This is a genomic window from Spiroplasma clarkii (assembly GCF_002795265.1).
GTDB lineage: Bacteria > Bacillota_I > Bacilli_A > Mycoplasmatales > Mycoplasmataceae > Spiroplasma_A > Spiroplasma_A clarkii.
In genome coordinates this window covers 1,022,496-1,045,281 of sequence record NZ_CP024870.1, presented here as the reverse complement: position 1 = coordinate 1,045,281, position 22,786 = coordinate 1,022,496, and the positions used below count along the sequence as shown (strand labels likewise).

24 protein-coding genes and 1 pseudogene are annotated in these 22,786 nt (G+C 28.4%); 21 read left to right on the top strand and 4 right to left on the bottom strand.

Annotation, left to right across the window (positions count from 1 at the left end):
- Positions 1-9: 9 nt before the first annotated feature.
- From SCLAR_RS04705 to araD, 3 genes are read left to right on the top strand one after another with little or no spacing between them, the layout of a single operon-like run.
- The gene (locus tag SCLAR_RS04705; protein WP_100254779.1) at positions 10-666 is read left to right on the top strand and encodes a 3-keto-L-gulonate-6-phosphate decarboxylase UlaD; all 657 of its coding nucleotides are present in this window, start codon (positions 10-12) and stop codon (positions 664-666) included.
- The gene (locus SCLAR_RS04700; RefSeq protein WP_100254778.1) at positions 659-1,534 is read left to right on the top strand and encodes an L-ribulose-5-phosphate 3-epimerase; all 876 of its coding nucleotides are present in this window, start codon (positions 659-661) and stop codon (positions 1,532-1,534) included. The genes SCLAR_RS04705 and SCLAR_RS04700 overlap by 8 nt, the downstream gene beginning before the upstream one ends.
- Positions 1,528-2,220, top strand: coding sequence for an L-ribulose-5-phosphate 4-epimerase AraD (araD, locus tag SCLAR_RS04695; RefSeq protein WP_100254777.1), 693 nt, complete (start codon positions 1,528-1,530; stop codon positions 2,218-2,220). Before SCLAR_RS04700 ends, araD begins: the two co-directional genes overlap by 7 nt.
- A 51-nt stretch (positions 2,221-2,271) precedes the next feature.
- Here the strand turns inward: araD and SCLAR_RS04690 are convergent, their stop codons facing one another.
- Complete coding sequence (locus SCLAR_RS04690) at positions 2,272-3,405, bottom strand: anhydro-N-acetylmuramic acid kinase (RefSeq protein ID WP_169921855.1); 1,134 nt, start codon at positions 3,403-3,405, stop codon at positions 2,272-2,274.
- Complete coding sequence (locus SCLAR_RS04685; protein ID WP_257789203.1) at positions 3,392-4,489, bottom strand: MupG family TIM beta-alpha barrel fold protein; 1,098 nt, start codon at positions 4,487-4,489, stop codon at positions 3,392-3,394. The genes SCLAR_RS04690 and SCLAR_RS04685 overlap by 14 nt, the downstream gene beginning before the upstream one ends.
- A gap of 147 nt (positions 4,490-4,636) precedes the next feature.
- Here SCLAR_RS04685 and SCLAR_RS04680 point away from each other — a divergent pair, with 147 nt between their 5' ends.
- The 14 genes and pseudogenes from SCLAR_RS04680 to SCLAR_RS04625 all read left to right on the top strand — a co-directional run bounded on the left by SCLAR_RS04680 (position 4,637) and on the right by SCLAR_RS04625 (position 17,545).
- Positions 4,637-5,410, top strand: a complete 774-nt coding sequence (locus SCLAR_RS04680; RefSeq protein ID WP_100254774.1) for a MurR/RpiR family transcriptional regulator — start codon at positions 4,637-4,639, stop codon at positions 5,408-5,410.
- Positions 5,411-5,510: 100 nt separating this feature from the next.
- Entirely contained in the window at positions 5,511-5,822 is a 312-nt protein-coding gene (locus SCLAR_RS04675; protein ID WP_100254773.1) for a PTS sugar transporter subunit IIB, read from the top strand.
- Positions 5,823-5,916: 94 nt separating this feature from the next.
- On the top strand, positions 5,917-7,680 hold the full coding sequence (locus tag SCLAR_RS04670) for a PTS sugar transporter subunit IIC (RefSeq protein WP_100254772.1): 1,764 nt from the start codon (positions 5,917-5,919) through the stop codon (positions 7,678-7,680).
- On the top strand, positions 7,680-7,988 hold the full coding sequence (locus SCLAR_RS04665) for a hypothetical protein (RefSeq protein ID WP_100254771.1): 309 nt from the start codon (positions 7,680-7,682) through the stop codon (positions 7,986-7,988). Before SCLAR_RS04670 ends, SCLAR_RS04665 begins: the two co-directional genes overlap by 1 nt.
- Positions 7,989-8,110: 122 nt before the next feature.
- Positions 8,111-9,022 carry an N-acetylmuramic acid 6-phosphate etherase gene (gene murQ, locus SCLAR_RS04660; protein ID WP_100254770.1) on the top strand — a complete coding sequence of 304 codons (912 nt, stop codon included), beginning with the start codon at positions 8,111-8,113 and terminating at the stop codon, positions 9,020-9,022.
- A gap of 22 nt (positions 9,023-9,044) precedes the next feature.
- The gene (locus SCLAR_RS04655; RefSeq protein ID WP_100254769.1) at positions 9,045-9,347 is read left to right on the top strand and encodes a PTS sugar transporter subunit IIA; all 303 of its coding nucleotides are present in this window, start codon (positions 9,045-9,047) and stop codon (positions 9,345-9,347) included.
- Positions 9,348-9,427: 80 nt separating this feature from the next.
- A pseudogene (locus SCLAR_RS07240) lies at positions 9,428-10,147 on the top strand (MupG family TIM beta-alpha barrel fold protein); the annotation flags it as partial.
- The gene (locus tag SCLAR_RS07235) at positions 10,133-10,537 is read left to right on the top strand and encodes a phospho-sugar glycosidase domain-containing protein (RefSeq protein WP_280521815.1); all 405 of its coding nucleotides are present in this window, start codon (positions 10,133-10,135) and stop codon (positions 10,535-10,537) included. The pseudogene SCLAR_RS07240 and the gene SCLAR_RS07235, both read left to right, overlap by 15 nt.
- 111 nt (positions 10,538-10,648) lie before the next feature.
- Positions 10,649-12,091, top strand: a complete 1,443-nt coding sequence (locus SCLAR_RS04645) for a UvrD-helicase domain-containing protein (RefSeq protein ID WP_100254767.1) — start codon at positions 10,649-10,651, stop codon at positions 12,089-12,091.
- Positions 12,092-12,107: 16 nt separating this feature from the next.
- Positions 12,108-12,662 (top strand): Dna2/Cas4 domain-containing protein, encoded by a 555-nt coding sequence (locus SCLAR_RS04640; RefSeq protein ID WP_100254766.1) that lies wholly within the window; start codon positions 12,108-12,110, stop codon positions 12,660-12,662.
- A gap of 124 nt (positions 12,663-12,786) precedes the next feature.
- Complete coding sequence (locus SCLAR_RS07075) at positions 12,787-12,945, top strand: hypothetical protein (protein WP_157795154.1); 159 nt, start codon at positions 12,787-12,789, stop codon at positions 12,943-12,945.
- Positions 12,946-13,136: 191 nt separating this feature from the next.
- Positions 13,137-14,453, top strand: a complete 1,317-nt coding sequence (dcm, locus tag SCLAR_RS04635; protein ID WP_100254765.1) for a DNA (cytosine-5-)-methyltransferase — start codon at positions 13,137-13,139, stop codon at positions 14,451-14,453.
- Positions 14,446-16,902: a DUF262 domain-containing protein gene (locus SCLAR_RS04630; protein ID WP_100254764.1), complete on the top strand. Its 2,457-nt coding sequence runs from the start codon at positions 14,446-14,448 to the stop codon at positions 16,900-16,902. The genes dcm (SCLAR_RS04635) and SCLAR_RS04630 overlap by 8 nt, the downstream gene beginning before the upstream one ends.
- Positions 16,889-17,545 carry a hypothetical protein gene (locus SCLAR_RS04625; protein WP_100254763.1) on the top strand — a complete coding sequence of 219 codons (657 nt, stop codon included), beginning with the start codon at positions 16,889-16,891 and terminating at the stop codon, positions 17,543-17,545. Before SCLAR_RS04630 ends, SCLAR_RS04625 begins: the two co-directional genes overlap by 14 nt.
- Positions 17,546-17,727: 182 nt before the next feature.
- Here the strand turns inward: SCLAR_RS04625 and SCLAR_RS04620 are convergent, their stop codons facing one another.
- Together SCLAR_RS04620 and SCLAR_RS04615 are read right to left on the bottom strand one after the other, a co-directional pair.
- Positions 17,728-17,907, bottom strand: coding sequence for a hypothetical protein (locus tag SCLAR_RS04620; RefSeq protein ID WP_100254762.1), 180 nt, complete (start codon positions 17,905-17,907; stop codon positions 17,728-17,730).
- A 174-nt stretch (positions 17,908-18,081) separates the two neighbouring features.
- Positions 18,082-19,392, bottom strand: coding sequence for a MutH/Sau3AI family endonuclease (locus SCLAR_RS04615; protein ID WP_157795153.1), 1,311 nt, complete (start codon positions 19,390-19,392; stop codon positions 18,082-18,084).
- An 86-nt stretch (positions 19,393-19,478) separates the two neighbouring features.
- Here SCLAR_RS04615 and SCLAR_RS04610 point away from each other — a divergent pair, with 86 nt between their 5' ends.
- The 4 genes from SCLAR_RS04610 to SCLAR_RS04595 all read left to right on the top strand — a co-directional run bounded on the left by SCLAR_RS04610 (position 19,479) and on the right by SCLAR_RS04595 (position 22,661).
- Positions 19,479-19,775, top strand: coding sequence for a transposase (locus tag SCLAR_RS04610; protein ID WP_100254044.1), 297 nt, complete (start codon positions 19,479-19,481; stop codon positions 19,773-19,775).
- Between the two features lie 125 nt (positions 19,776-19,900).
- Positions 19,901-20,623 carry a DDE-type integrase/transposase/recombinase gene (locus SCLAR_RS04605; protein WP_146637825.1) on the top strand — a complete coding sequence of 241 codons (723 nt, stop codon included), beginning with the start codon at positions 19,901-19,903 and terminating at the stop codon, positions 20,621-20,623.
- A gap of 128 nt (positions 20,624-20,751) precedes the next feature.
- Complete coding sequence (gene dcm / locus SCLAR_RS04600; RefSeq protein ID WP_100254760.1) at positions 20,752-22,056, top strand: DNA (cytosine-5-)-methyltransferase; 1,305 nt, start codon at positions 20,752-20,754, stop codon at positions 22,054-22,056.
- Positions 22,057-22,307: 251 nt separating this feature from the next.
- Positions 22,308-22,661: a hypothetical protein gene (locus SCLAR_RS04595; protein ID WP_146638017.1), complete on the top strand. Its 354-nt coding sequence runs from the start codon at positions 22,308-22,310 to the stop codon at positions 22,659-22,661.
- Positions 22,662-22,786 lie beyond the last annotated feature (125 nt).

Below are 22,786 nucleotides of genomic sequence, written 5' to 3'. Positions count from 1 at the left end.
GGTTAAAACATGAAAAAACCATTATTACAGGTAGCTTTAGATAATTTATCATTACCAGATGCTTTAAAAACTCTAGCTAGTGTTGGAGAAAAGGTTGATATCATTGAGATTGGGACAATCTTACTGCTGGCTGAAGGCAAAATTGCTGTCAAAATTATTAAAGATAAGTATCCAAATAAAATCATTTTAGCAGACGCAAAAATTGCTGATGCTGGACAAATTGTCTCAAAAATGTTCTTTGAAGTGGGTGCTCATCTAACAACTGTGATTTGTTGTGCTGATTTACCAACAGTCACTGGTGCACTGGAAGTTGCAAAAACTTATCAAGGAGATGTACAAATTGAATTAACTGGAACTTGAGATTTTCAACAAGCAGCAGCTTGAAAAGCTGCTGGAATTGAACAAGTGGTTTACCACCGTTCAAGAGATGCTCAAGCAGCTGGAGTCGGGTGAGGAGCAGCAGATATTACCAAAATTACTAAACTTTGTGATATGGGCTTTAAAGTTACTATCACTGGGGGTATCACTGAAGCAGACTTAGATCTGTTTAAACACTTACCAATTTATATTATTATTGCTGGGCGTTCAATTCGAGATGCAGCAGATCCCCAACAAGCAGCTGAAAGTTTTCAAAAACAATTAGCAAGGAAATGAGAAAATGCGTAATTTCCCTCAGAATTTTTTAGGGGTTTATGAAAAAGCTTTGCCTCCAGGTGAGAATTGAGCTGAAAAATTTAAAACTGCAGCTCAACTGGGGTTTGACTTTATTGAAATGTCAATTGATGAAAGTGATACTCGTTTGCAAAGATTAGATTGAAGTGAGGAGCAAATCCAAGAGATTTTAAAACTTTCTCAAAAACATCAAGTCTTTATCCGCTCAATCTGTTTTTCAGGACAACGTCGCTACCCAATGGGTAGTCATGACCTTGCAACTCGTCAAAAATCACTACAACTTTTAGAAAAATGTATTCAATTGGCATTTAAGTTGAATGTGCGAATAATTCAACTAGCAGGTTATGATGTTTATTATGAAGCAAAAGATGCAGAGACCCAAGCTTGATTTTTAGAAAATCTTCAAGCAGGGTTACAAATGGCAAATCGCTATGCTGTAGGTTTATCAATTGAAATTATGGATGATGAATTCATTAATTCTTTAACCAAGTATTTAGCAGTTAAAAAAGCCTGTCCTTCTCCTTGATTGAGCGTTTACCCAGATTTAGGGAATTTAGCAGCATGACATCAACAAACTTATTTAAGTGAGTTATCAAGTGGTTTTCATGACACTGTGGCACTACACATTAAAGATACTTTGCCAGTTACTAATTCTTTTCCAGGTAAATTTAAAAATGTTGAATTTGGGGCAGGATGTGTAGATTTCTTAAAAATCTTTGAGTATTTAAAGAGTGCAGGTTATCAAGGTAGTTTTGTCATTGAAGCTTGGTATGAAGATTTTGACAGACCTGTAGAAAGATTAAAAAAAGCCAAAAACTATGTTTTGAATTTGTTTGAAAAGGCAGGGTGAGAACTGTGTTAGAAAAGTTAAAACAAGAAGTTTATGAAGCAAACATGCTCTTAGAAAAACTAAATTTAGTGACTTTTACTTGAGGTAATGTTTCAGGAATGGATTGAGAATCAGGCTTAATGGTAATAAAACCAAGCGGGGTAAGTTATGAAAAACTGACTCCAGCAGATATGGTTGTGATGGATCTAAACTATCAAGTGGTTGAAGGTAAATTAAAACCTTCAACAGATGCTCCCACTCATATTTACTTGTATAACAAATATCGCTTTTTACAAGGTATTTGTCACACTCATTCAATCTATGCAACTTCTTGGTGTCAGGCTGGGGTTGATTTACCAGCCCAAGGTACTACTCATGCTGATAATTTTTATGGCCCAGTACCTTGTACAAAACACCTTGATATGCAAAAAATTAAAGATAACTATGAATATGAAACAGGAGTTTTGATTGCAGCGACTTTTGCAGAAAGAAATCTTGATCCTCAAGCAATGCCGGCCATTCTAGTTAATAATCATGGACCATTTACTTTTGGAGAATCACCATATAAAGCTGTTGAATATGCCAAAGTGTTAGAAACGGTTGGGCAAATGACTTTTCAATCTTATTTGTTAAATGGTTATAAAAATAATGTCAAACAAGAATTACTTGATAAGCATTATTTTCGCAAGCATGGTAAAGATTCATATTATGGACAATAGTCAAATTAAAAAGACCTACTTAGTAGGTCTTTTTGTTTACAAATTAGACAATTAATAATTTTTAGAAATTGAACCTAACACTACAGCTCCAATTCCACCAGTAGTTTTTTTGATATTAATTTTAATATCATTTATTGATAAATAGCCAAGAATAGCAAAAGCTACACATTCTTTTGATTTTGCATTAAAACCAATTTCTTCAAGAGTTTTTACAATAAACTTGTTATTTAATCTTTCTTCGATTTGTTTGACTAAGAAAGCATTATAAGCACCTCCACCACAAATAATTAATTCGCATTGAAATTTAGTGTTATAAAATTTAAGTGCTTCAGTTGCAATCACGGCTGCCGTGACTTGTGTACAAGTGTTTAAGATATCTACAACTTTTTGAGATTTTAAATCAAAATATTGATTAATAAATTCTAAATTAAATAGTTCTCTCCCTGTAGATTTAGGAGCAGCCTGTTGAAAAAAGTCATGTTCAATAATTTTTTTAAAAACCTTTTCATCAAGAGTTCCTTTTGCTGCATTTTGACCTCCAGGGTCAAATTCTAGTTGAAGATATTGATTTGCAATTAAGTCAATAAGAACATTTCCGGGACCAACATCATAACCAAAGCAATAGCTTAGATTTGGATCAAGGACTGAAAAGTTTGAAATGCCCCCAATATTTACCATAATTCTTAGTTTATTTTTATCTCTAAATAAGAAATGATCAGCAATTGGAACAAGTGGTGCACCTTGACCGCCATTAGCAATATCTGCACTTCGAAAATTATTGACTACTTTAATTTTAGTTTTTGTAGATACCACACAAGGATCTGCAATTTGTAAAGTTGAAGGAGTTTGATTGAATTGATTGTTTGGTGGAATATGGTACATTGTTTGACCATGCATTGCAATATAATCAATTTGTTGAGAACTTAGTTTACTTTTTTGTAAAATAATTGTCACTAGTTCAGTAGCAAGATTTGCAAGTTCAAAGTTCAGTTCACAAATTTCATCAACTCTACTAGTTAAAACATTTATATTTTTTAACAATTTCTCTTTTAATTTTTTAGGATATTCAATATTTACAAAGTCTAATTCTTTAATTTTAAAATTATTGTTTTCAAAAGTAACATCACATAATAAACCATCAATGCCATCAAGTGATGTTCCCGACATTAAACTAATGCATTTCATCAGCCAAAATAAATTTAAACTTTGTGTATGAATTGATGTTTTCAAGAGAAAGTAAGTCATCAACAATTACTTGAGCAACTAAGTTTTTACGAGCATCAGCTTCTGATTTAGCAATTGCTAACTGCAATTCACCTTTGTAAAGTGAGAAATCATCATTTCCAATCAAAACATCTCCAATTTCATAACTTTGTTTTGTCTGGTTGGGTGGAAAGGCTTTGCTTTTATACTTAACTCTGCTTTGGGTTGATCGAATAAAATAGGGGTTAATGTCTGCTCTTCGAAAATGTTCTTCATCAAAAATGATTGTCTTTTCAATGTCGGAAATATTTGTTTGCAGAACAACTTGTAAATTAACATAGTAGGGATTTAATTTTCCTAGTGCTTCTAATTCTTTATTAGAGGCATAAGCATTACAAATGATAACATTATCTGTTAAGTTACTGCTCCATAAGTAATTGACTTGAGAAATTAAATTTAAGCCCCTAAGATCTTCTAAAGTGCAACAAAAATCGTCAACATCTCAGTTGGCAATCCTTTTTGGATTTTTTGTTGAAACAAAAGCACTTGTTTCAATACCGAGATTTTTAAATTTTTTAGAAGTTGTTTGATAAAAGGCCTTACTTATTCCACAATATTTTTGTGGATAAAAGTTATGACTTCCTAAAATGTTATCCTTAATTCCTCCATAATGTAAAGTTTCATCTAACAGATAATCATTGTTATCCATGTTTAACTCAATTTTAATGCCATAATCATTAAAGGTTAAGTTTGCTAATTGTTGTGGACTCATTGGTGAGTCAAATCTGACAACATCAATATTTAATTCAGCAAAAAATTTAAAATCACCATCAAAATTAATAGCATTTAAAATTCTTTGATTGACATCAATGATGTTAATCATATCATTTTCTTTTGAAAACTTTAAGATTTCTTTATATTTTTGAATTGTCCCAGTTTTGCTAGCAAGTTCATGTTCATCTAGCTGTAAAAGTGCTGTTCAAACTATTTTGAAATTGTTGGCTTTTGCTGTTGTTATATATTTTTTCATGTCTTCCAGATCCATTTTTTCTGGATAAACTGCAATTCCTAGTTTTCTGATAATATCAGTCCTTTCTATTGAAAAAATCTTAATATAAAATAAATTGTTAAGGGTTTTTAGTTGAATAGTTGCAAGTAATTTAATAAAATAAAACTAGTTTTGGGATTTAATTTTTCGTAAAGGAGAAAACTTGTGAAAAAAAGTGCATACCAATTTTTATTACAAAAAAAAGCTGAAGAACCATTTATAGATTATATTTTTGATAATTTAAAGAGTAAAAGTTTAGAGATAAATGAAATTGCTGCCAAATGTTTTGTAAGTAAATCAACCATTACTCGCTATTTCAAGCAAAATGGGTGAGAGGGGTTTCGAGAATTTAAGTTCATTTTAATGAATGAACTTAACAATATTGACAACGATGAAAAATTAAGTTCCAATTTAAATAAAAATGTCATTGCTTCTTTAGAAAGCACTGATAATTTAGTGTCTGCAACTGATTATGACCAGGCAACTCAATTAATTAAAAATTCCCAAAAAATTATGATTGTTTCAATTGGAGGAAATGTTCCAGCAGCTCTTGAACTGCGCAATCGACTATTGCGATTTGGTTTTGATGTTTTTTTTGAAACTGATCAACATTATTCATATGTTTATTCAAAAAAATTAAATCAAAATGACTTAATAATTGCAATTTCATATACAGGAAACACCAAAGAGGTATTAAAAATAGTTAAATCTGCTCATAAAAATGAAGTGAAAATCATGGCAATCACTCGAAATTATGATAGCGATTTGTTTGAACTCTCAGATTTGGTGTTAAGAATTGATAGTAAAGAAGGTTTAGCAAGAGTTATTTCCATTGAAGCTCGAATCACAATTTTTTATGTAATTTTAAAATTATCACTGTGTATTTATGAATCAGATCCAGAAAAGTATCAAAAAATAATATTTTCAAATTCCTATTAGTTGAAACTAGTTTCGTTTTTTAAAATTGGTTATAGAATCAATGGTTTTTTACATTGTTGCAAATAAATAAATTATTATAATAGCGAAAGGAGACATAGATATGAAAAAAGCTTTACTTTGTTGTTCAGGTGGATTTTCATCAACTGCAGTAGCCCAGGCCTTAGATAACTTTTCAATTAAAGAAGGGTATAAATGAAGTGCCATGGGAATTGCTGCCGGGGGATTTAATCCAGATGAATTTGACAGTTATGCTGTCATCTTAGTTTCACCTCAAATTAGATTTCGCTATCCTGAAATCAAAAAAATTTGTGATGAAAAACAAATTGTTAGTTTACAAATTCCACCAAATTTATATTACCCAAATAAAGCTAAGGAATTATGAGACGAGGTTATTAAAGTTTTAAACCAGTAATAGTTTCATAAGCTAATTTTTTACAGCAAAATGGCTATGTAGATTATTAAACAATTATAAATTATTAAAATTTTACATATAAAAAAGGAGAAAAATGAAATCAGATTTAAATAATTCTCAAAAAGATCAACTTCAAGTTGAGATTTCAAAAAACAAACAAAGAGTAATGAATGGTTACATTAACAACAGTGTGGTTCCTAAAATGAATCGCTTTGCCAATCAAAGACACTTGGTGGCTATTAGAAATGCTGTTGTTGCTAACATTCCACTAATTATTATTGGTGCCTTATTCTTAATTTTATTAAATTTCCCAATAGGTCTTAAAGATGGAGACACTTTGGGAAGTATTATGCCAGCAAAATTAAATACAGCTTTTTTACAAGTTTACAGAATGACTATGGGGCTACTTGCAGTTGTTACTTCATTTTGTATTGGATCAGAATTAGCAAAATCATATAAAATGGATCCAACCACTTCAGGAGTTCTATCATTAATTGGATTTATGATGTGAGTTGGAGTTGATGTGGCCACAAACACAATCAAAATTGGAGCCTTAGGTTCAAATGGATTGTTTGTAGCAATTATTTCAGGAATATTAATTTTTGAATTTTACAGATTATGTAAAAAATACAATATTACTTTAAGAATGCCAAGACAAGTGCCAGCAGCTGTTGCTAATTCATTTATTATTTTAATCCCACTAGCAATTTATGCACTAATTGTTATGACATTAAGATTTATTGTTGGATTTGACTTTATCAATGATATGGGAAAAATCCTTTCACCATTACAATCTGTGTTAAATGACACCCTTGGAGGAACAATGGTGATTGCCTTGCTAATTACTTTCTTTTGGATTTTTGGACTAAGTGGAGCTAGTTTAGTGGGTTCAATTATGAGACCATTTTGAACTCAAGCTATTGAAGCAAATGCTGACGCTTTCTTAAATGGATCTGAAATTCCTTACAGATATCCAGAACAATTTATGCAATGAGGGGTTTGAGTTGGAGGTAGTGGTGCTACATTAGGATTAATTATTGCAGCCTTACTTTTAGCAAAATCAAAACAAGTAAAATCAATTGCCAAAACAAGTGCAATTCCAGGTATTTTCAACATTAATGAACCAGTAATTTTTGGAATGCCAATTATGTTGAACTTATACTTAATCTTACCATTTATTTTTGTACCCCAAATTGCAATTTTAGTTAATGCTTTATGAGTTAAAATCTTTGCAATTCAATGAGTTGCTTTAGCTCCATGAACTTTACCTGGACCAATTGGGGCTGTGTTATCAAGTGGGGTAAATCCATTTGGATGGGTACCTGCAGTTTCCACAATTATTGTTTCCACAGTGGTTTATGCACCATTCTTAATTGCTTATGACAAACAAATTTTAAAAGAAGAAAAATTATTAGCAAATGATCAAAGTGCTTTTGAACCATATAACTTTGTTCAAAGTGTTTGGTACACAGTTTTTAGTAAAAAATCATTAAATCATGAGCTAATTAAACAAGCCAAAGAAGAAAAAATTCAAGCAAAATTACAGTACAAAGAGAACCAAAATATTTTAAAACAATCAAACTTTGAAGCAGAAAAAAATAAAATTAAAACTCAAAAAGCTGAATTCAAATCTGCTTTTGCACAATTAAATTCAACATACAAAGAAGATAAACTTAAAATTGTTAATGGTTTTAAAACAGATCTTGAAACTAAGAATCAACTTTTAAAATCACAACAAGACAAACAACAGGTTGAAAATATAAAAATGGAAATTTTAGAATTAAAAAATAAATATTGACAAGTTCGTGCCGAACTACAAGATGAGTTTTATCTGAAAAAAATGGAGCTGATAAATTAATGAGCGAAGAAATTGGATATGCCATTGCCATTGGAGCAGGATTAATTACTTTCTTAATTTACACATTAATCTTTCATAAATTTTTAAAATACAAAGCTGGCAGTAGACTAACACTATTTGCAGCTTGCGGAATTGTCTTAGAAATCTTAATCTGTTTGCTCTTATACCTACTTATTGGAATAAACATTTGAACAAATACAATTGTTGCCATGACTTTTGGAGTCTATGTCGGGTATGTTTACAACACTTTTTCTAACAAGAGACAGAGAAAATTTCACAATGGGGATGATGGAGCAGCATTATTTTAAATAATGAATTTAAAGATGCTTAATTGTAATCAAAGAAATTTACAGTTTCAACTTAGTATACTAATAAAAATTAAATTGTAAACATTAAAAAATACTAGAATCAAGCTATTTGAGGGGAAAATATGAAACAAGCAGATATAAACAAAATTTCCACTGAACAAATTAACGATAAAACAACAAATATTGACCAAATGCCAATAATAAATATTTTAGAATTAATAAATGACGAAGACACCAATGTGGCTTGTGCAGTCAAAGCTGAAATAAAAAATATTGCCGCAATCATTGAAAAGATCCAGAAGAATTTTAAAACTGGAGGCAGAGTTTTTTATCTGGGGGCTGGGACATCAGGAAGACTTGGAGTACTTGATGCTTCAGAAATGTTACCAACATTTAATTCTCATGATGAAATCATTGGGATAATTGCTGGAGGTGAAAGTGCTTTAAGAAAACCAGTTGAGGCAGCTGAAGATGATGAAAATCAAGCAGAATTAGATTTAAAAGACTATAACTTAACACCAAAAGATACTGTAATTGCAATTGGTGCTTCAGGTAGAACACCTTACTCAATTGGAGCTTTAAAATATGCCAAAAGTAAAAATGCCTATGCAATTGGGTTGAGTATGTCTAAATGTTCAAAATTCAGAGAGTTTGCAGATGATGTTATTGAAATTAATTCTGGTCCAGAAGTAATTTCAGGATCTACAAGATTAAAGGCAGGGACTGCTACAAAATTAGTTTTAAATATGATCTCAACAACATTGATGATTAAAAAAGGAAAAACTTATGGAAACTTAATGATTGATGTAAGAATTAGCAATGAAAAATTATTTTATCGGGCAGTTAATATTGTTCAGTTAATCACTAATGAATTAGATAGTTTAAAAATTGAAAAGATTTTAAAAGAAACCAGAGATGTTCGTTTAACAGTAGTGATGCTTTTGTTTGAAGTTGATTTAACACAAGCAAAAATAATTTTAGAATCCACAAGTAATATCAAAACATTGATTGAGAAAAAAATAAAGAATGTCTAAAGTTTTTAAGGAGGAAAATAAAATGCTCGATTATGAAAAAATTTCAATGGAAATTATCATCAATTCAGGTGTGGCAAAATCCAATGCCATTCAAGCATTAAAAGAAACAAAAGTAAAAGAATTTGAAAAAGCAAATGCTTTATTAAAAGAGGCAAAAGAGCATTTGATTGTAGCTTCTAAAGAACATTTTGAAATAATTCAAAAGGAAGCTTTGGGAGAAAAAATTGAATTTAAATTATTATTAATGCATGCTGAAGATCAAATGCTCAATGCACAAACAACAGTAGATCTTGCAGAAGCAGTAATTGATTTATTCAAAGACTAAAATTTAATCAAGTCAAATTTTGACTTGATTTTTTTAATTTAAATATAAAAATAGTTTATCAAAAAATTTAGGAGGTAATTATGAAAAAAAGAATTGGTATTGCAATTTATCCTGAAAAAATGGGGATTGATAAAACAATTGAGTACCTTAAAATGGCAAAAACATTTGGTGTGGAAAGGTTATATGCAACATTTTTACAAATAAATATGTTTTCAAATAATAAAGAATAGCTTTTGACAATGTATAAAAAATGTTTTGCTATTGCTAAGAAATTAGGATATGAAATCACAGTGGACACAACACAAAAAACTTTTTACATTTTAGAAATTAAAAATTATGATTTAAGTTTTTTTAATAAACTAGGAATTGATGTCATTAGGTTTGATGTTATACCTAGTCCAAAAATTATTGCAGACCTTACTTACAATGAGTATGACATTAAAATTGAAATTCAAATGAGCAATGATGATAAAGTTTTAGAAACAATTTTATTCTATCAACCAAAATTATCAAATTTGTGAGGGTGTCAAAATTTTTATCCCCAAAAATTTACAGGGATGAGTTTAAAGCAATTTCAAAATACATCAATAAATTTTTGAATGAACAGAATTAAAACTACAAGTTACTTGTCATCTGAAAATAAAAGTTCAGCTGGTCCTTGATTGATAAATGATGGAACTCCAACTCTTGAAGTTTGTCGAGAACTTTCAGCAGCAACTCAGACTCAAGTTGTGTGAGCCACTAGTTTGGTTGATGATCTCATCTTTGCAAATGCTCCTGCAGCAATTTCTGAAATCAAAAAGATTTCAAAATTAGATCCATATATAATTCAATTAGATATCGAAACTGTCAAAGAAATTAGTGAAGTGGAAAAGGAAATTATTTTTAACAATGTTCATTTTAATCGCTCAGATACAAATGAATTTTTCATTCGCTCAACTCAACCAAGAGTAAAATACATAAATCTAGAAAATAAAGCTAGGGTTTTAAAGAGCAAGGATTTTTTTGAAATTGGTGATGTATTGATAGGTAATAATGCTGCAGGATTGTATAAGAATGAATTACAAATTGTTACAAAAAAAATTCCCTATGACAAAAAGAAAAATTTAGTTGCTAAAGTCTCTAAAGAAAACTTGATTTTATTAAATTATCTCTATGCTAATAAAAAATTTAAATTTCAGTTAATTTAATAAAAAGCTTAAAAATAGTTAAATTTATAAGTGTTTACAATAAAGTAATATTATTTAAAAATAGTTGATAAAATATAGGTATAGAATTTTACTTTGAAAATAGGAGAAATTATGTCAATAATTTTAACAGATCAACAAAAGAAAATAATTGAAAGTGCAGCAAATTACAATTTAGTGATTCAAGCAGTTGCCGGTAGTGGGAAAACGAGCACTGCATTTGAGATAGCAAAGTATTATTCAGACAAAAAATTTATGATAGTGACTTATAATCGAGATTTAAAAGCTGAGATATTAGAAAAGGCTATCAAAAGTGGTTTGAAAAACTTAGATGTTCAAAATTATCATTCACTTTGTAAAAAATATTATCAAGATGATGCTCTTACAGATGAAAAAATCTTAGAAGTTCTCCAAGCAGATACTCCAATTCAAAAATGAACAACTAGTTCAAAATTAGATTATTTGATTCTGGATGAAGTTCAAGACATGAATTGTGTTCGCTTTCACTTGATTAAAAAATTCATCAAAGACATTAATCAAGATTTAAAGTTAATAGTACTTGGCGACGAAAAACAAACTTTGTATGAATACCAAGGCTCAGATGCTCGATATTTGTCACTTGCCAGTAAAATTTTTCCCTCAAAGTACAAGTGAAAGCATTTAAAATTGACCACAAGTTTTAGAATTACTAAAAATATTGCCAAGTTTTTAAACTTAAACTATTTTAACAATAGTTTTAAAATCACAGCAAAAAAATCTAGCAAGCATAAAGTAGAATACATTTCATTTAATCCCTATGAGTCATATGCAATCAAAAATTATTTAGCAGAGCAAATTAATGAATTTGAAGTTGAAAACTCAATTATAATTGCCAACTCCACAAATTCAGAGGCAATCAAAAAATTGTACAATTACTTAAGTGACTATAAAAAAATTTTAATCCATATAAATGAAGTTGGTTCGAGTAAAAGAGATGACTTAAAACAAAATAAGTTGGAAGTTTCAACAATTCATGGTACAAAGGGGAGAGAAAAAGACCTTGTTATACTTTATGGATTTGATGAAGATTATTTTGAAATTGATAAAACTGCTGTCAATCAACCTTTGGATTTATTTTATGTTGGAATAACCAGAGCTAAACAAAAAATCATTTTATTAAGAAATGAAAATTATGCTAATTTCAGTTTTTTAGATTTAGAAAACAAGGGGAAACACTTAAAAATAAATGTTAGTGAAAGCAAACCGGTGCTCAAACAAAAATCAGAGAAACCAAAAAAATATTACTTTGATGTTACTAGTTTACTTGAACACACACCATTTTATTACTTAGCAAATCTGAAAAAGCACTTAAAAGTCACAAAAAAGAGCATTGTTTCCAGTGTTGTAGATTTTAAAATGACAAATTTTATAAAATTACAAAAACATAAAATTGATTATTTACAAGACACCAGCAGCATTAATGGTAAGCTAGTCACATTGATGCTACTACATGAACGTCAAGAATTGAGTTCAAAAATTGCTCCACTTGTAGAATATCAAAAAGATAAATATTTTTAATAAAAATGAGTTAGCCGTGCTCAATACTTTAGCAGAAAAAGAAAACCTAACCCCAAGTGAACTTTGTCAATTAGCTGTAATGTTTGATGCACTTGAGTCAGGTAAAAAAATTTCTTACAATCAATTAGAACCTTCTGGTTATAATTGAGTTACTGAAAATGACTTGTTTAAAATAAAAACCTTAATGAAGTCCATTAAATATGATCCTAGTTGAGAGGTTGAAGTACCCATAACAATTGATGATAAGTGTGAGAATTTTGGTGAATTAAAAGCATTTGCTGAACAAAATGCTTTTGAAGGAATTAGTTTGGGTGGAGTAATTGATGCCTATGATCCAAATTCAAAAACTGTTTGAGAATTTAAAAATGTTGATAAAATAACAGAAACTATGATTTATCAGCTATTGATTTATGGTTTTATTTTAAAAAGTAATGGCACTATTGTTGAAAAACTTAAACTCTTTAATTTAAGAACTAAAAAAGCCTATACAATTAATTTTAAAAATTATAAGGAATTAAAATCAAGTCTTATTAAAATTATGAATTTTAAAATAAACCATAAAATGAGATAACTAAAGAAGATTTTCTTAAAGAAGCTAAAAAAGATTATCGCAAGTTAGATTTAAGTCAAAAATAACTTGTTGATTCTATTTAAAACTGAGTAAATTAATTTAAACCACAAATTAACATGACTTAATGATTGAAAATGCTTTGCCAATGATTTGTGGCGTAGTTGGTGGAACTGTATTGGCAATTTGATTTAAAAAAATCATTAAAAAAGAAGTGATTATTAAGTGGATCTTGATAGTTTTAATTTGACTTTCAATTATCAAAATCGTTTATGATTTGTTCTAGACTTACTCATAAAAAGTTAATCACTTTTACTCAGAAAAAATAAAATAAATTAATTTGCTTGCTGGGAAGCAAGAATGTTGGTCAAAACAGAATCTAAAAATTAACTATTTTTAAGATAAGTCAGTATTTATCTAAAAATTGGTTGATTAAGTCTGACAAAGACAGTAAAATACTTAAGGGGGTATTTTTTTATGCTAAAAATTAGAGTATTTGAGACATTTGCCGGAATTGGCGCTCAACATAAAGCTTTAAAAATATTAAAAGACAAGAAAATTTTGGACTTTGAGATAGCAGGCACAAGTGAGTGAGATATGTGGGCTAACATTAGTTATAATGCAATGCACCACAATAGTAAAAATGTTGCAAATAAACTAGATGATGAAACAATTAATGAATTTCTTTGTAAATTCGATCACTCAAGTGACTCAAAAACTCCAATTTCAAATAGCAATTTAGTGAGAAAAGATAGAAAAGTAAGAGAATTATTATATAGTGCAATCAAAAATTGCAATAATCAAGGTAGTATTTTAAATGTAAAAGGTGCTGAACTTATAAAAAACATTGGGGAATTTGATATGTTAACTTATTCTTTTCCTTGTCAAGATCTTTCTGTGGCAGGTAGTTTACATGGCTTCAACCAAGGTATGGCTAAAGGTTCAGGGACAAGAAGTGGATTATTATGAGAAATTGAGAGAATATTAAATGAATTATGCTCCATTAATAAACTACCAAAATATCTATTGCTTGAAAATGTGAGAAATATGATTTCTGAGAGGCACAAAGCAGATTACCAAGAGTGGATTGATTTCTTGCATGAACTAGGGTATAACACTCAAACTTATGTGTTAAATGCAAAAGATTATGGAATTCCTCAGAGTCGTGAAAGAGTTTATGCTTTAAGTGTTAGAGGAGAAGATAAGTTGTTCCATGACACTTATACAAGAACAGGGCTGATAAGAGAAAAGAAGAACCCAACTGACATATCAAAAAAATTAAAAATTTCTAAAAAAATATACGAAATAATCAAAGTTGACTACAATCATGCAAAATATCGTGAAGAAGCAATTGAATCAACACCAAACCGAACACCAAGTAGGAAGACAATGTATTCTTGCAATCACAAGCTGTTCAGTCTTAGTGAAGAAAAAATAATTGAATCAAATAATGGAAGGAAAATATATTCGGTGGATGAGAGATCTAATGGTTACTTTTTAAATTTATGTCGAACAATTACCACAAAACAAGATAGGCATCCTAATGCAGGGGTTGTGGACTTATGTGGTACCTCTCTTGAAAAACTAGAAAATAAAGCCAAGTATCGTCTATTAACCCCAAGAGAAACCTTTCTATTAATGGGGTTTAGTGAAAAAGACTTTGATAATATCAAAAAATTAGATTTAATCAAAAATTCAATTTTATATCGACAAGCTGGCAATTCTATTGTGGTAAATGTATTAGTAGCAATCTTTAATAAAATTGTTGAAATGGAGGAAAATAAAAATGTATAGTAAAAATTTTGAATTTATTAAAAATTATAGCAATTATGCTTGAGCATATGAAGATATTGGAGGAATTGAACGAGAAACTATCTATAAAAACAAGTATTTTGTGATTATGGAAAGTGCAAAATTAATAGAAAGGCTTTTAAAACAGATTTTAGCAAGTCAACAAAGCAAAAGCTTAGATTTTTTGATTAATAGTTTTAAGGATTATTGTGAATATGAGAAAAAACATGCACTTCCATCCAGTATTTTAACTTCTTTAAAATATATTCAGCGCAGTCGTAATGAAAGTGCCCATTATAGTGATAATGGAAATTTTGAAGATAATAGTTCAAATACTTTAATTTCATTACTTAACTTTGTTTGACATATTTGAAAAATAATTCATTTTATTATTTACCTATTTGAAAACAAGGACTTAAAAATACCAGAATTTGATGATAAGATTTACTATGAAAAATCAAATTTAACTAGAAATATTGGAGATGAAGATAAGTTCAAGTATGAGTCAAAAGACATTACACTTGAAAAATTATCTATTGGAGAGTTGGTATTAAGTGAGAATAACACTTTTATTATTCCACCATATCAGAGAGATTATCGATGAGAAATTGATGAGTGTCAAGAACTAATAAACCAGTTAATTGCAAAGTTTAATACATTTGAGCAAGTATATTTTGGTGCAATTGCTTGTAGAGTAGAACAAGTAGTAAACTTAAAAAAACAAAATATTAGATTGATTGATGGTCAACAAAGAATTACAACTTCGCTGTTATTATTTAAAGCTATGAATGATCTTATTAAGGACAAAGTTGTTGAAGAAGAGCTAGATCTACAAAAATTACCTATAGAATTAAAAAATCTATTTGAATACAAAGAAAATAATATGTATTCAGATAAAAAAATTAAAGAAAAGTATAAAAATTCAACTGCAGCAGAAAAGCAAAATGATGCACTTTATCTTATTTTGAAGGGTTTTCAAAATAAGACTCAATTTAACAATGACAAAAAATTAAATATTGGATTAGTTACCAAAAATTATGATTTTTTTATTAACACACTTAAGACTTGACCAATTGATGATTTAATTGATTTATTTAATTACTATTACAATAACTTTATTATCTCTTGTATTAAGTTTGAAGATGAAAAAGTTAATGAAATGGAAATATTTGAAAATCTAAACTCTAAAGGAAAAGATTTAGATACATTTGACATGATTAAGAACTACATTTTTACCACTGTCAAAAAAAATGTTTTTGAAGAAAACACAAGTGAAATTACCAAAGAATTTAATTGGTACTTTAACTTTAATAGAATCACTAGTCTTAAAGGTAAAAATGATGAACAAGCTAAAAAATATGAATCATTTTTATATAGTTTTTTAACATACCAAAATGCCCGAATAGGCTTTTATGAAGGTAAAATCAAAACTAATAAAAAGAGTATTTTATCAAGTTTCAAAGTGTTTCATAGACAAATGAATTTAGATCTTGACAGCTATAAAAAAGCTTGTGAAAGGCTTGGGCGATACTTTTATATTTATAGACTAATCACAATTGAAAAAGGTTATTTAGATAGAAATAGTGAATTTTACCCATTGGCAACAACCTTAGCAAATATTGCACACAAAGATTTTTTAATTATTTTGCTATTTTACTTAGTGGATGTCTATTCAAGAGAAAGTTGAAATCCAAGAGAATTAAGAATCAGCTTTTCAAATCTAACTTCATTAGAAAAATGTCTCTTTGAAGTTGAAAAATGAATCATTTTCTTAGTGCAAGTAAGAGGTACAGGACAATCACTAACTCCACTTATGATTAGACTAATCAAATATTTAGATGCATTTAGTGGATTATCTAATTTTTTAACTGAATTGCCAAAAATATTGCAAGATTGGTTTAGTGACAAGGTTTCTGAAAACAAAGAAAATGAAAACCTACTTATTGGAACAAAAGAAGCTCTACCATTAAGAGTAGATATTATTAATTCGTTAAGTAATGACAATATTCAAGACAATAATATTGCTCAGGCTTTACTGTCTAGACTTGAAAATCATTGAATTACCTTAAATAATAAGGCTACAAATAAGATAACATACACTAAACCAACTCTTGAGCATATAATGCCAAATAAACTAAATTCTGATTGAAAAGATATGCTGAGAGACAATAAAAAATGAGATCAAGAGCTTACTGACAAACATAAATCTTATTCTGATAGAATAGGAAATTACTTGATACTAGATAAACCTAATAATTCAGAACTAGGAAATTCAAAATGAGAAAATAAAAAATATAGCTACAGTAAAACCCAATCTGTTCTAGCAAGAATTCCTTTTACAGTTGCTGGTGAAGACCTTTTAAAACTTGATAAATTTGACTTTGACTCAATCAAAGATAGAAGTGCAAAATTTGCAAAATTACTGGTGGATGATATTTATGGAATTAAATAAGGTACAAAAAATTATAGATTTATTTGATTTTGATAAAGAGTTCAAATTTTGAAATATTAAAACTAAAATTACTTCAATTGTTGATAGGTTTTATGATAAGTATTTGAAATTGCCAAGCAATGAAAGAACAAATTATATTGAAGTTTTTCGAAAAGATAAAAAGTATCAAATGTTATGTGGTAAAAAAATTGTAAATCCAGCAGCAAAAAATGAGGAATATGTTTCTAAAAGTGCTATGAGGCAGTATCTTGATGTGTTATCTAGCTTTAAAATTATTGAAAAAATGGAGAAGTATGGAGAGTTCTATGAAATAATTTATGAAAAATTATTGAATGGTGAACAAGATGTTAACTCAAGTGACATATTCTTACGAATTGATGAGAATTTTAAAAAAATAACTAATTCTCAAACCAAAAAAATATTTTACAGCTGTCTAGTTTATTATTTAATAACATTTTGTGATGAAGACGATTGATTGTGTATCAGAACAAAGACCAATAAAGTTGAAGACAAACAAGTAAGACAAATTACCAAAGCATGCAAGGATTGCGGTTATGATAACTTTAAAGATGATTTTTATAAATATGGTAGTACTCTTGATGATATATATGATGCAATTCTACAAATTATTGCAAGTAAATAGTAAAATCAATTTGTTATGATTAAAATTCTAGTTACTATAATTTGCAGTTTTGATTTGTTGAATTATTCAAAATCTAAATTTTAATGAAGTGAAGTAATAAAGTTGACTTTTCACTAATAAATCAAAAAATATAAAAAACCACAATTTAAAGCAATTGTGGTTTTTAAATATAAAATTTAGATTTATTTTGGTGAATATCCACCACCATCAGGTCATACCAAGTATAAGATACCTGGAATTAATCCACATAAAAACAACAATACTAGTGTTGCTAATCTGTGACCTGGGTGAAAAATAGCATAGATAATACCTGGAATCAGTGCCATTATTAGTAGAATTATCAATAAAAGTGTACTTTTCATAAAAAACCTCCTTTAATTATTATATACGAAATTCCACTAGAAGTCTAATTTTCCCAAAAATATATCATTATGATTTCATTATTATCAAAATCATATCATTATGATTCATATAAACCTATTTATATCAAAAACAGAATTATTCAAATAGTTAATTATGGTCTCAAATTAAAGCAATTAAGTTATTTCCTTTTTATTGATTCACCATTCATGAATAACTATGTCTAATGGTACTCCTTTTTTCTCATATGTTTTTGAACCATTTTTTGCATGTGGACGTAAATGTATTGCTAAATCATCTGATTTTTTTAAATTAAAGGTAAATTTTTCATCTGATTTTGAATTAAAATAATTTTGAATTCTCTCTTTGACCTTTTCAAAAGCAATTTTACATTTCTCAATCTGAGAGTCATTAAATGTAAATGTTCAGTATTTTTTAAAAATGTTAGTCTTTTTGTCTATTCCAATAATCACATACTTTTTATCAATTACATTATTAAATAATGAGCTATTTTCAAACTCTTCATTAATAATTTCAAGTGGAAGTATGTCAACATTTGTGTTTATTTCCTCTTGTAAATTACCTTTCTCATCTAAAACTTTGTGTGAAAATTTTAGATAGGGATTTTTATACATTTTTTGAAACATTTTTTCATCTTTTTCTCTTACAGTCTTTTTAAAGACATTTTCATGTCAATTTTTTTCAATTTTATCTCCTTTTGGGATTTTTGTACCAATTAATGAATTTAAGAAGTCATAAATTTCTGCTTCAATATCCTCTTTTTCAATATAATTAATTTTATTTAGGTTTTTTATGAAAAAATCAAATTCTTCTTGGGCAAAGTTTTCAATAATTTTTTTAACAAATGAAACTTTGTATGAGTATGCTCTTCCCTTTGCAATTTCATCAGAGTTTGGTTGTTTTCTATTATTTTCACTACCACCTTTAGTACTAGGACTTAAAATGTTATTGTTTTTCTCAGTTAATAAGTGTGCTTCACCTGAAACTACTGCTTTATTGATTTTTTCTCAATCTGATTTAATGTCTGGAAAAAAATCATCTGCTGTGACATCATACAAAAAGGCATCTATAATTTTATAATCCAATTTATCTGCATTGTAATCATATAAATATGTCATTATCAACAAGTGGCGGTTTTTCTTTAAAAAAGAGCTTTCTTCAAATGTTTCATCAACAATTTTATGGTAATTTATCATACCTAAAACCATTCTTTCTTTTGGGGCTAACTTATTTTTTAAAGATCTCTCTAATAGTGGAATAACTTTTAATTCTAGGTCTAATCCTAATTCTTTAAAATCTGCTTCACTAATATTATTAGGTTCAATTTTAAACAAATACTTTTGAATTAAATTACCAACTGTACCCTTATTCTTATCATTAATAATAAGTTCATCAACATTATCACCAATAATTTCTCTAATTGACTTACCAATTGCTGATTTTGCTAAGTCATAAATTTCTTTCAATTTGTACTTCCACCTTTTTCCGGACAAAAAATTAAATTACATTTATATTGAATGTAAAATAATATTGTTAGGAAAGAGGTTTTTTTATGGGACATTACTCAGCAAAGCAAAAAGAAAAAATAATTTTAAAATTTAGAGAGAGCAAGACAAAGGCCAAGAATTTTGTTAAAAGTTATGGCATCTCAGATCAAACACTTTTAAATTGGTGTAAAAAGTATGATCAATCTGGAATTGATGGTCTTGGGGCACCAAATTCAGCTGATAAAGAAGAACTAATAATTTTAAGAAATGAAGTTAAAGAACTGAAGAAGAAAAATGCCGAATTAGAAACTAGAAATGAAATGTGAAAAAGAATTGAGGCCCTGATAAGTAAAAAAAAGTAGTTAAATGGGAGCTTAATATAATTAAATGCTTAGTTGTTGAGGAATTTATCTACAATGAATTCAAAATACCTAAAAATGGCTTATTAAAAATTGCTCAACTTCCAAAAAGTACATACTATGAATGAGTGAAGCAAGGGAAACCTAGGGTAAGATATTATGATCATGATTTTTATTTAAATATTGAGCAGAGCTTTATTGATTCAGGAAAAACCTATGGTTGTAAAAGAATTGCAATAGATTTGCTCACTAAGGGGATAGCTAAGTCATCACATAAAAAAATATTGAGATACTTTAAAATGAGAAGCATCTCCACCAATAATCATGTGAAATGAAAAAATAAGGTAGCAAAACCTGAAAAGGTTGGTAAATACCCAAACTTGTTAACTGATCCTGAAAATTTTGATAAGTATGGTGATGTTTTTTCAGTAGACATAACAGAAAAGGAATTCAATGGTGAAAGATACTATACCTGTGGTTTTTATCATATTAAAATGAAAAAAATCTTTGGTTTAGTAACAGAAAAAAATAAAGGGAATCAACTTGTAGAAAAATCATTTCTAAAAATGACTGATGAATTTGGTGTCTTCTTGCCAAACAGTGTAATACACTCAGATAATGGTTCTGAATTTAAAGCATATAATTATAAGTTGATGCTAATGTACTTTAATTTGATTCCAAGCATGTCAAGAATAGCCAAGTCTACAGATAATGGTTGGATTGAAGGGTTTTGATCAGTTTTTAAAAGAGAATGCTTAAAAGAAAATTACTGTTATAAAGGACTTGCTGAGTATCAGCTAAATGCAAGTTTATATCAAAAATTTTACAATTATGTGAGAATAAAGTTGTAAAATATGTGTGTCCGGAAAAAGGTTACCTGTCAAATTTCTTTCAATTTTTTAATATTTTCTGAATTCATAATTATCTACCTCTACCTTATGTTATTATAATATATATTCATTACTAGGAGATTAAAAAAATGAAAACTATAAATGTAGTAGAATTATTTGCAGGTGTTGGTGGTTTTAGGTTAGGTTTAGAACGATACAATAAAAACCTGTGAAATTTTATTTTTGCAAACCAATGAGAGCCAAATAAAAAAGTTCAACATGCATTTAATTGCTATGTTAATAATTTTGGTCCAGAAAATGTAAACAATGAGGATATAGCAATTGCAAAAGAAAAAATCCCTAACAATGTTGACTTATTAGTGGGTGGTTTTCCATGTCAAGATTATTCTGTTGCTGCAACCAAGGCAAAGGGAATTGAAGGGAAAAAAGGGGTTTTATGATGAGAAATTAGTTGAATTTTAAAACACAAAAAACCAAAGATGGTATTGTTAGAAAATGTTGATCGCTTATTAAAATCACCTTCAGCAAAAAGGGGAAGAGATTTTGCTATTATGTTATTTAATTTAAATAAGTTAGGTTATGATGTTGAATGGCAAGTAATCAATGCAGCAGACTATGGAATGCCTCAAAGAAGAAAAAGAGTTTTTATTTTTGCAAAACTAAGAGAGTGTTTTGAAACTGCTGTTATGTTTGATGATGAACAAACTTTAGAAGAAATTAATGAAAGTTCAGTATTTAGCACAGTATTTCCAGTTGTTGAAAAAAGTAGTACAAAAGTTAAACAAATGGAATTTAGTAGCCAATTTGATGATGAACTAGATATAACCGAAAACTACAATGGGGGCAAGTTTCTTACAAAAGGATTTTTGATTAATGGTGACTTGTTAGAGTATGAAATTGAGGTTGACCCCAATTTCAATCCTGAAAGATTGTGTTTAAGAGACATTTTGCAAAACCCAGATGAAATTGAAGAGAAGTTTTATTTAAATCAAGAACAATTGAAAAAAATGAAAGAATTAAGAAGTGCTAAAAAAAGAGAACGGTTTAAGCCAAATGGAGAACCATACTATTATTCTGAGGGTAGAATGAACTTACTTGATAACTTGGATAGACCAGGAAGAACTATGTTGACTAGTGAATCATCACTGAATAGATCAACTCATCTCATTCAAACACTTGATAAAAATGGACGTAATAGAAGAAGGTTTATTACACCAATTGAAGCTGAAAGATTAAATTGTTTTGATGATGATTGGACTGTATCAATCACAAGTGAGAAAATGAGATATTTTTGTATGGGAAATGCTTTGGTTGTAGATATAATTCAAAATCTAGCAGATCAAATTGAAAGAGTTTATGATGAATTAATTGTCAACCTAAAAATAAATCAAAACAATATCAAAACTTGTGATTTGGAAGAATATGATGTTTAAATTTAGCACACTACATAAAAGATTTTTTTTAAAAATGACTTAATATTGAGTCATTTTTTTTATTACATCTCACCCAGGAGTGTTATAATTGTTTATGGTGCTTGGGATTCAATAAAAGTTAATAAATGTTAGTTTACTTTAATGTTTTGTTTTCTGAATGCAATTTATGTAAATCAATGTGCATAAAAAGAAAATTAATAGAAATTTTAAGACATATTTAAAAGAAATTAGTAGAATTAGTACTAAAAATAGTGAGGAAAAAAAGTAGAGTAAAAGGTAAAATGTTTCAGGAATATATTTGCTCAATATTAGTTGTATTTCAAGGCAAAGACACGACAGATTGTTTAATTAATGAAAATAACTCAGAAATCAGAGGCATTGACATAATTTATTTTTTGAAAGGTATTTTGCACCTAATCCAAGCAAAGTGTGGAGCAAGAATCAATGCTGATAGTTTTATAAGAGGATTGATTACTAGTGAATATGCTGAAAAAGCATTTGCTGTTGCTTATGTGAATGATGATGAATTAAAAATAATAAAACTATTAAAAACCATTGCAATATATTTTAATAATTATGTAGCAATCAATAATAAGATAGATTAAATTAATGATGATATATACTCAAGTATCATAAATTCAATAAACTCTACCAAATCTGACTGTTGCAATATATTTAATATGATTTTTGCATTATAAAGTAGTAAACAAATTAAACATTTCAAAAAACT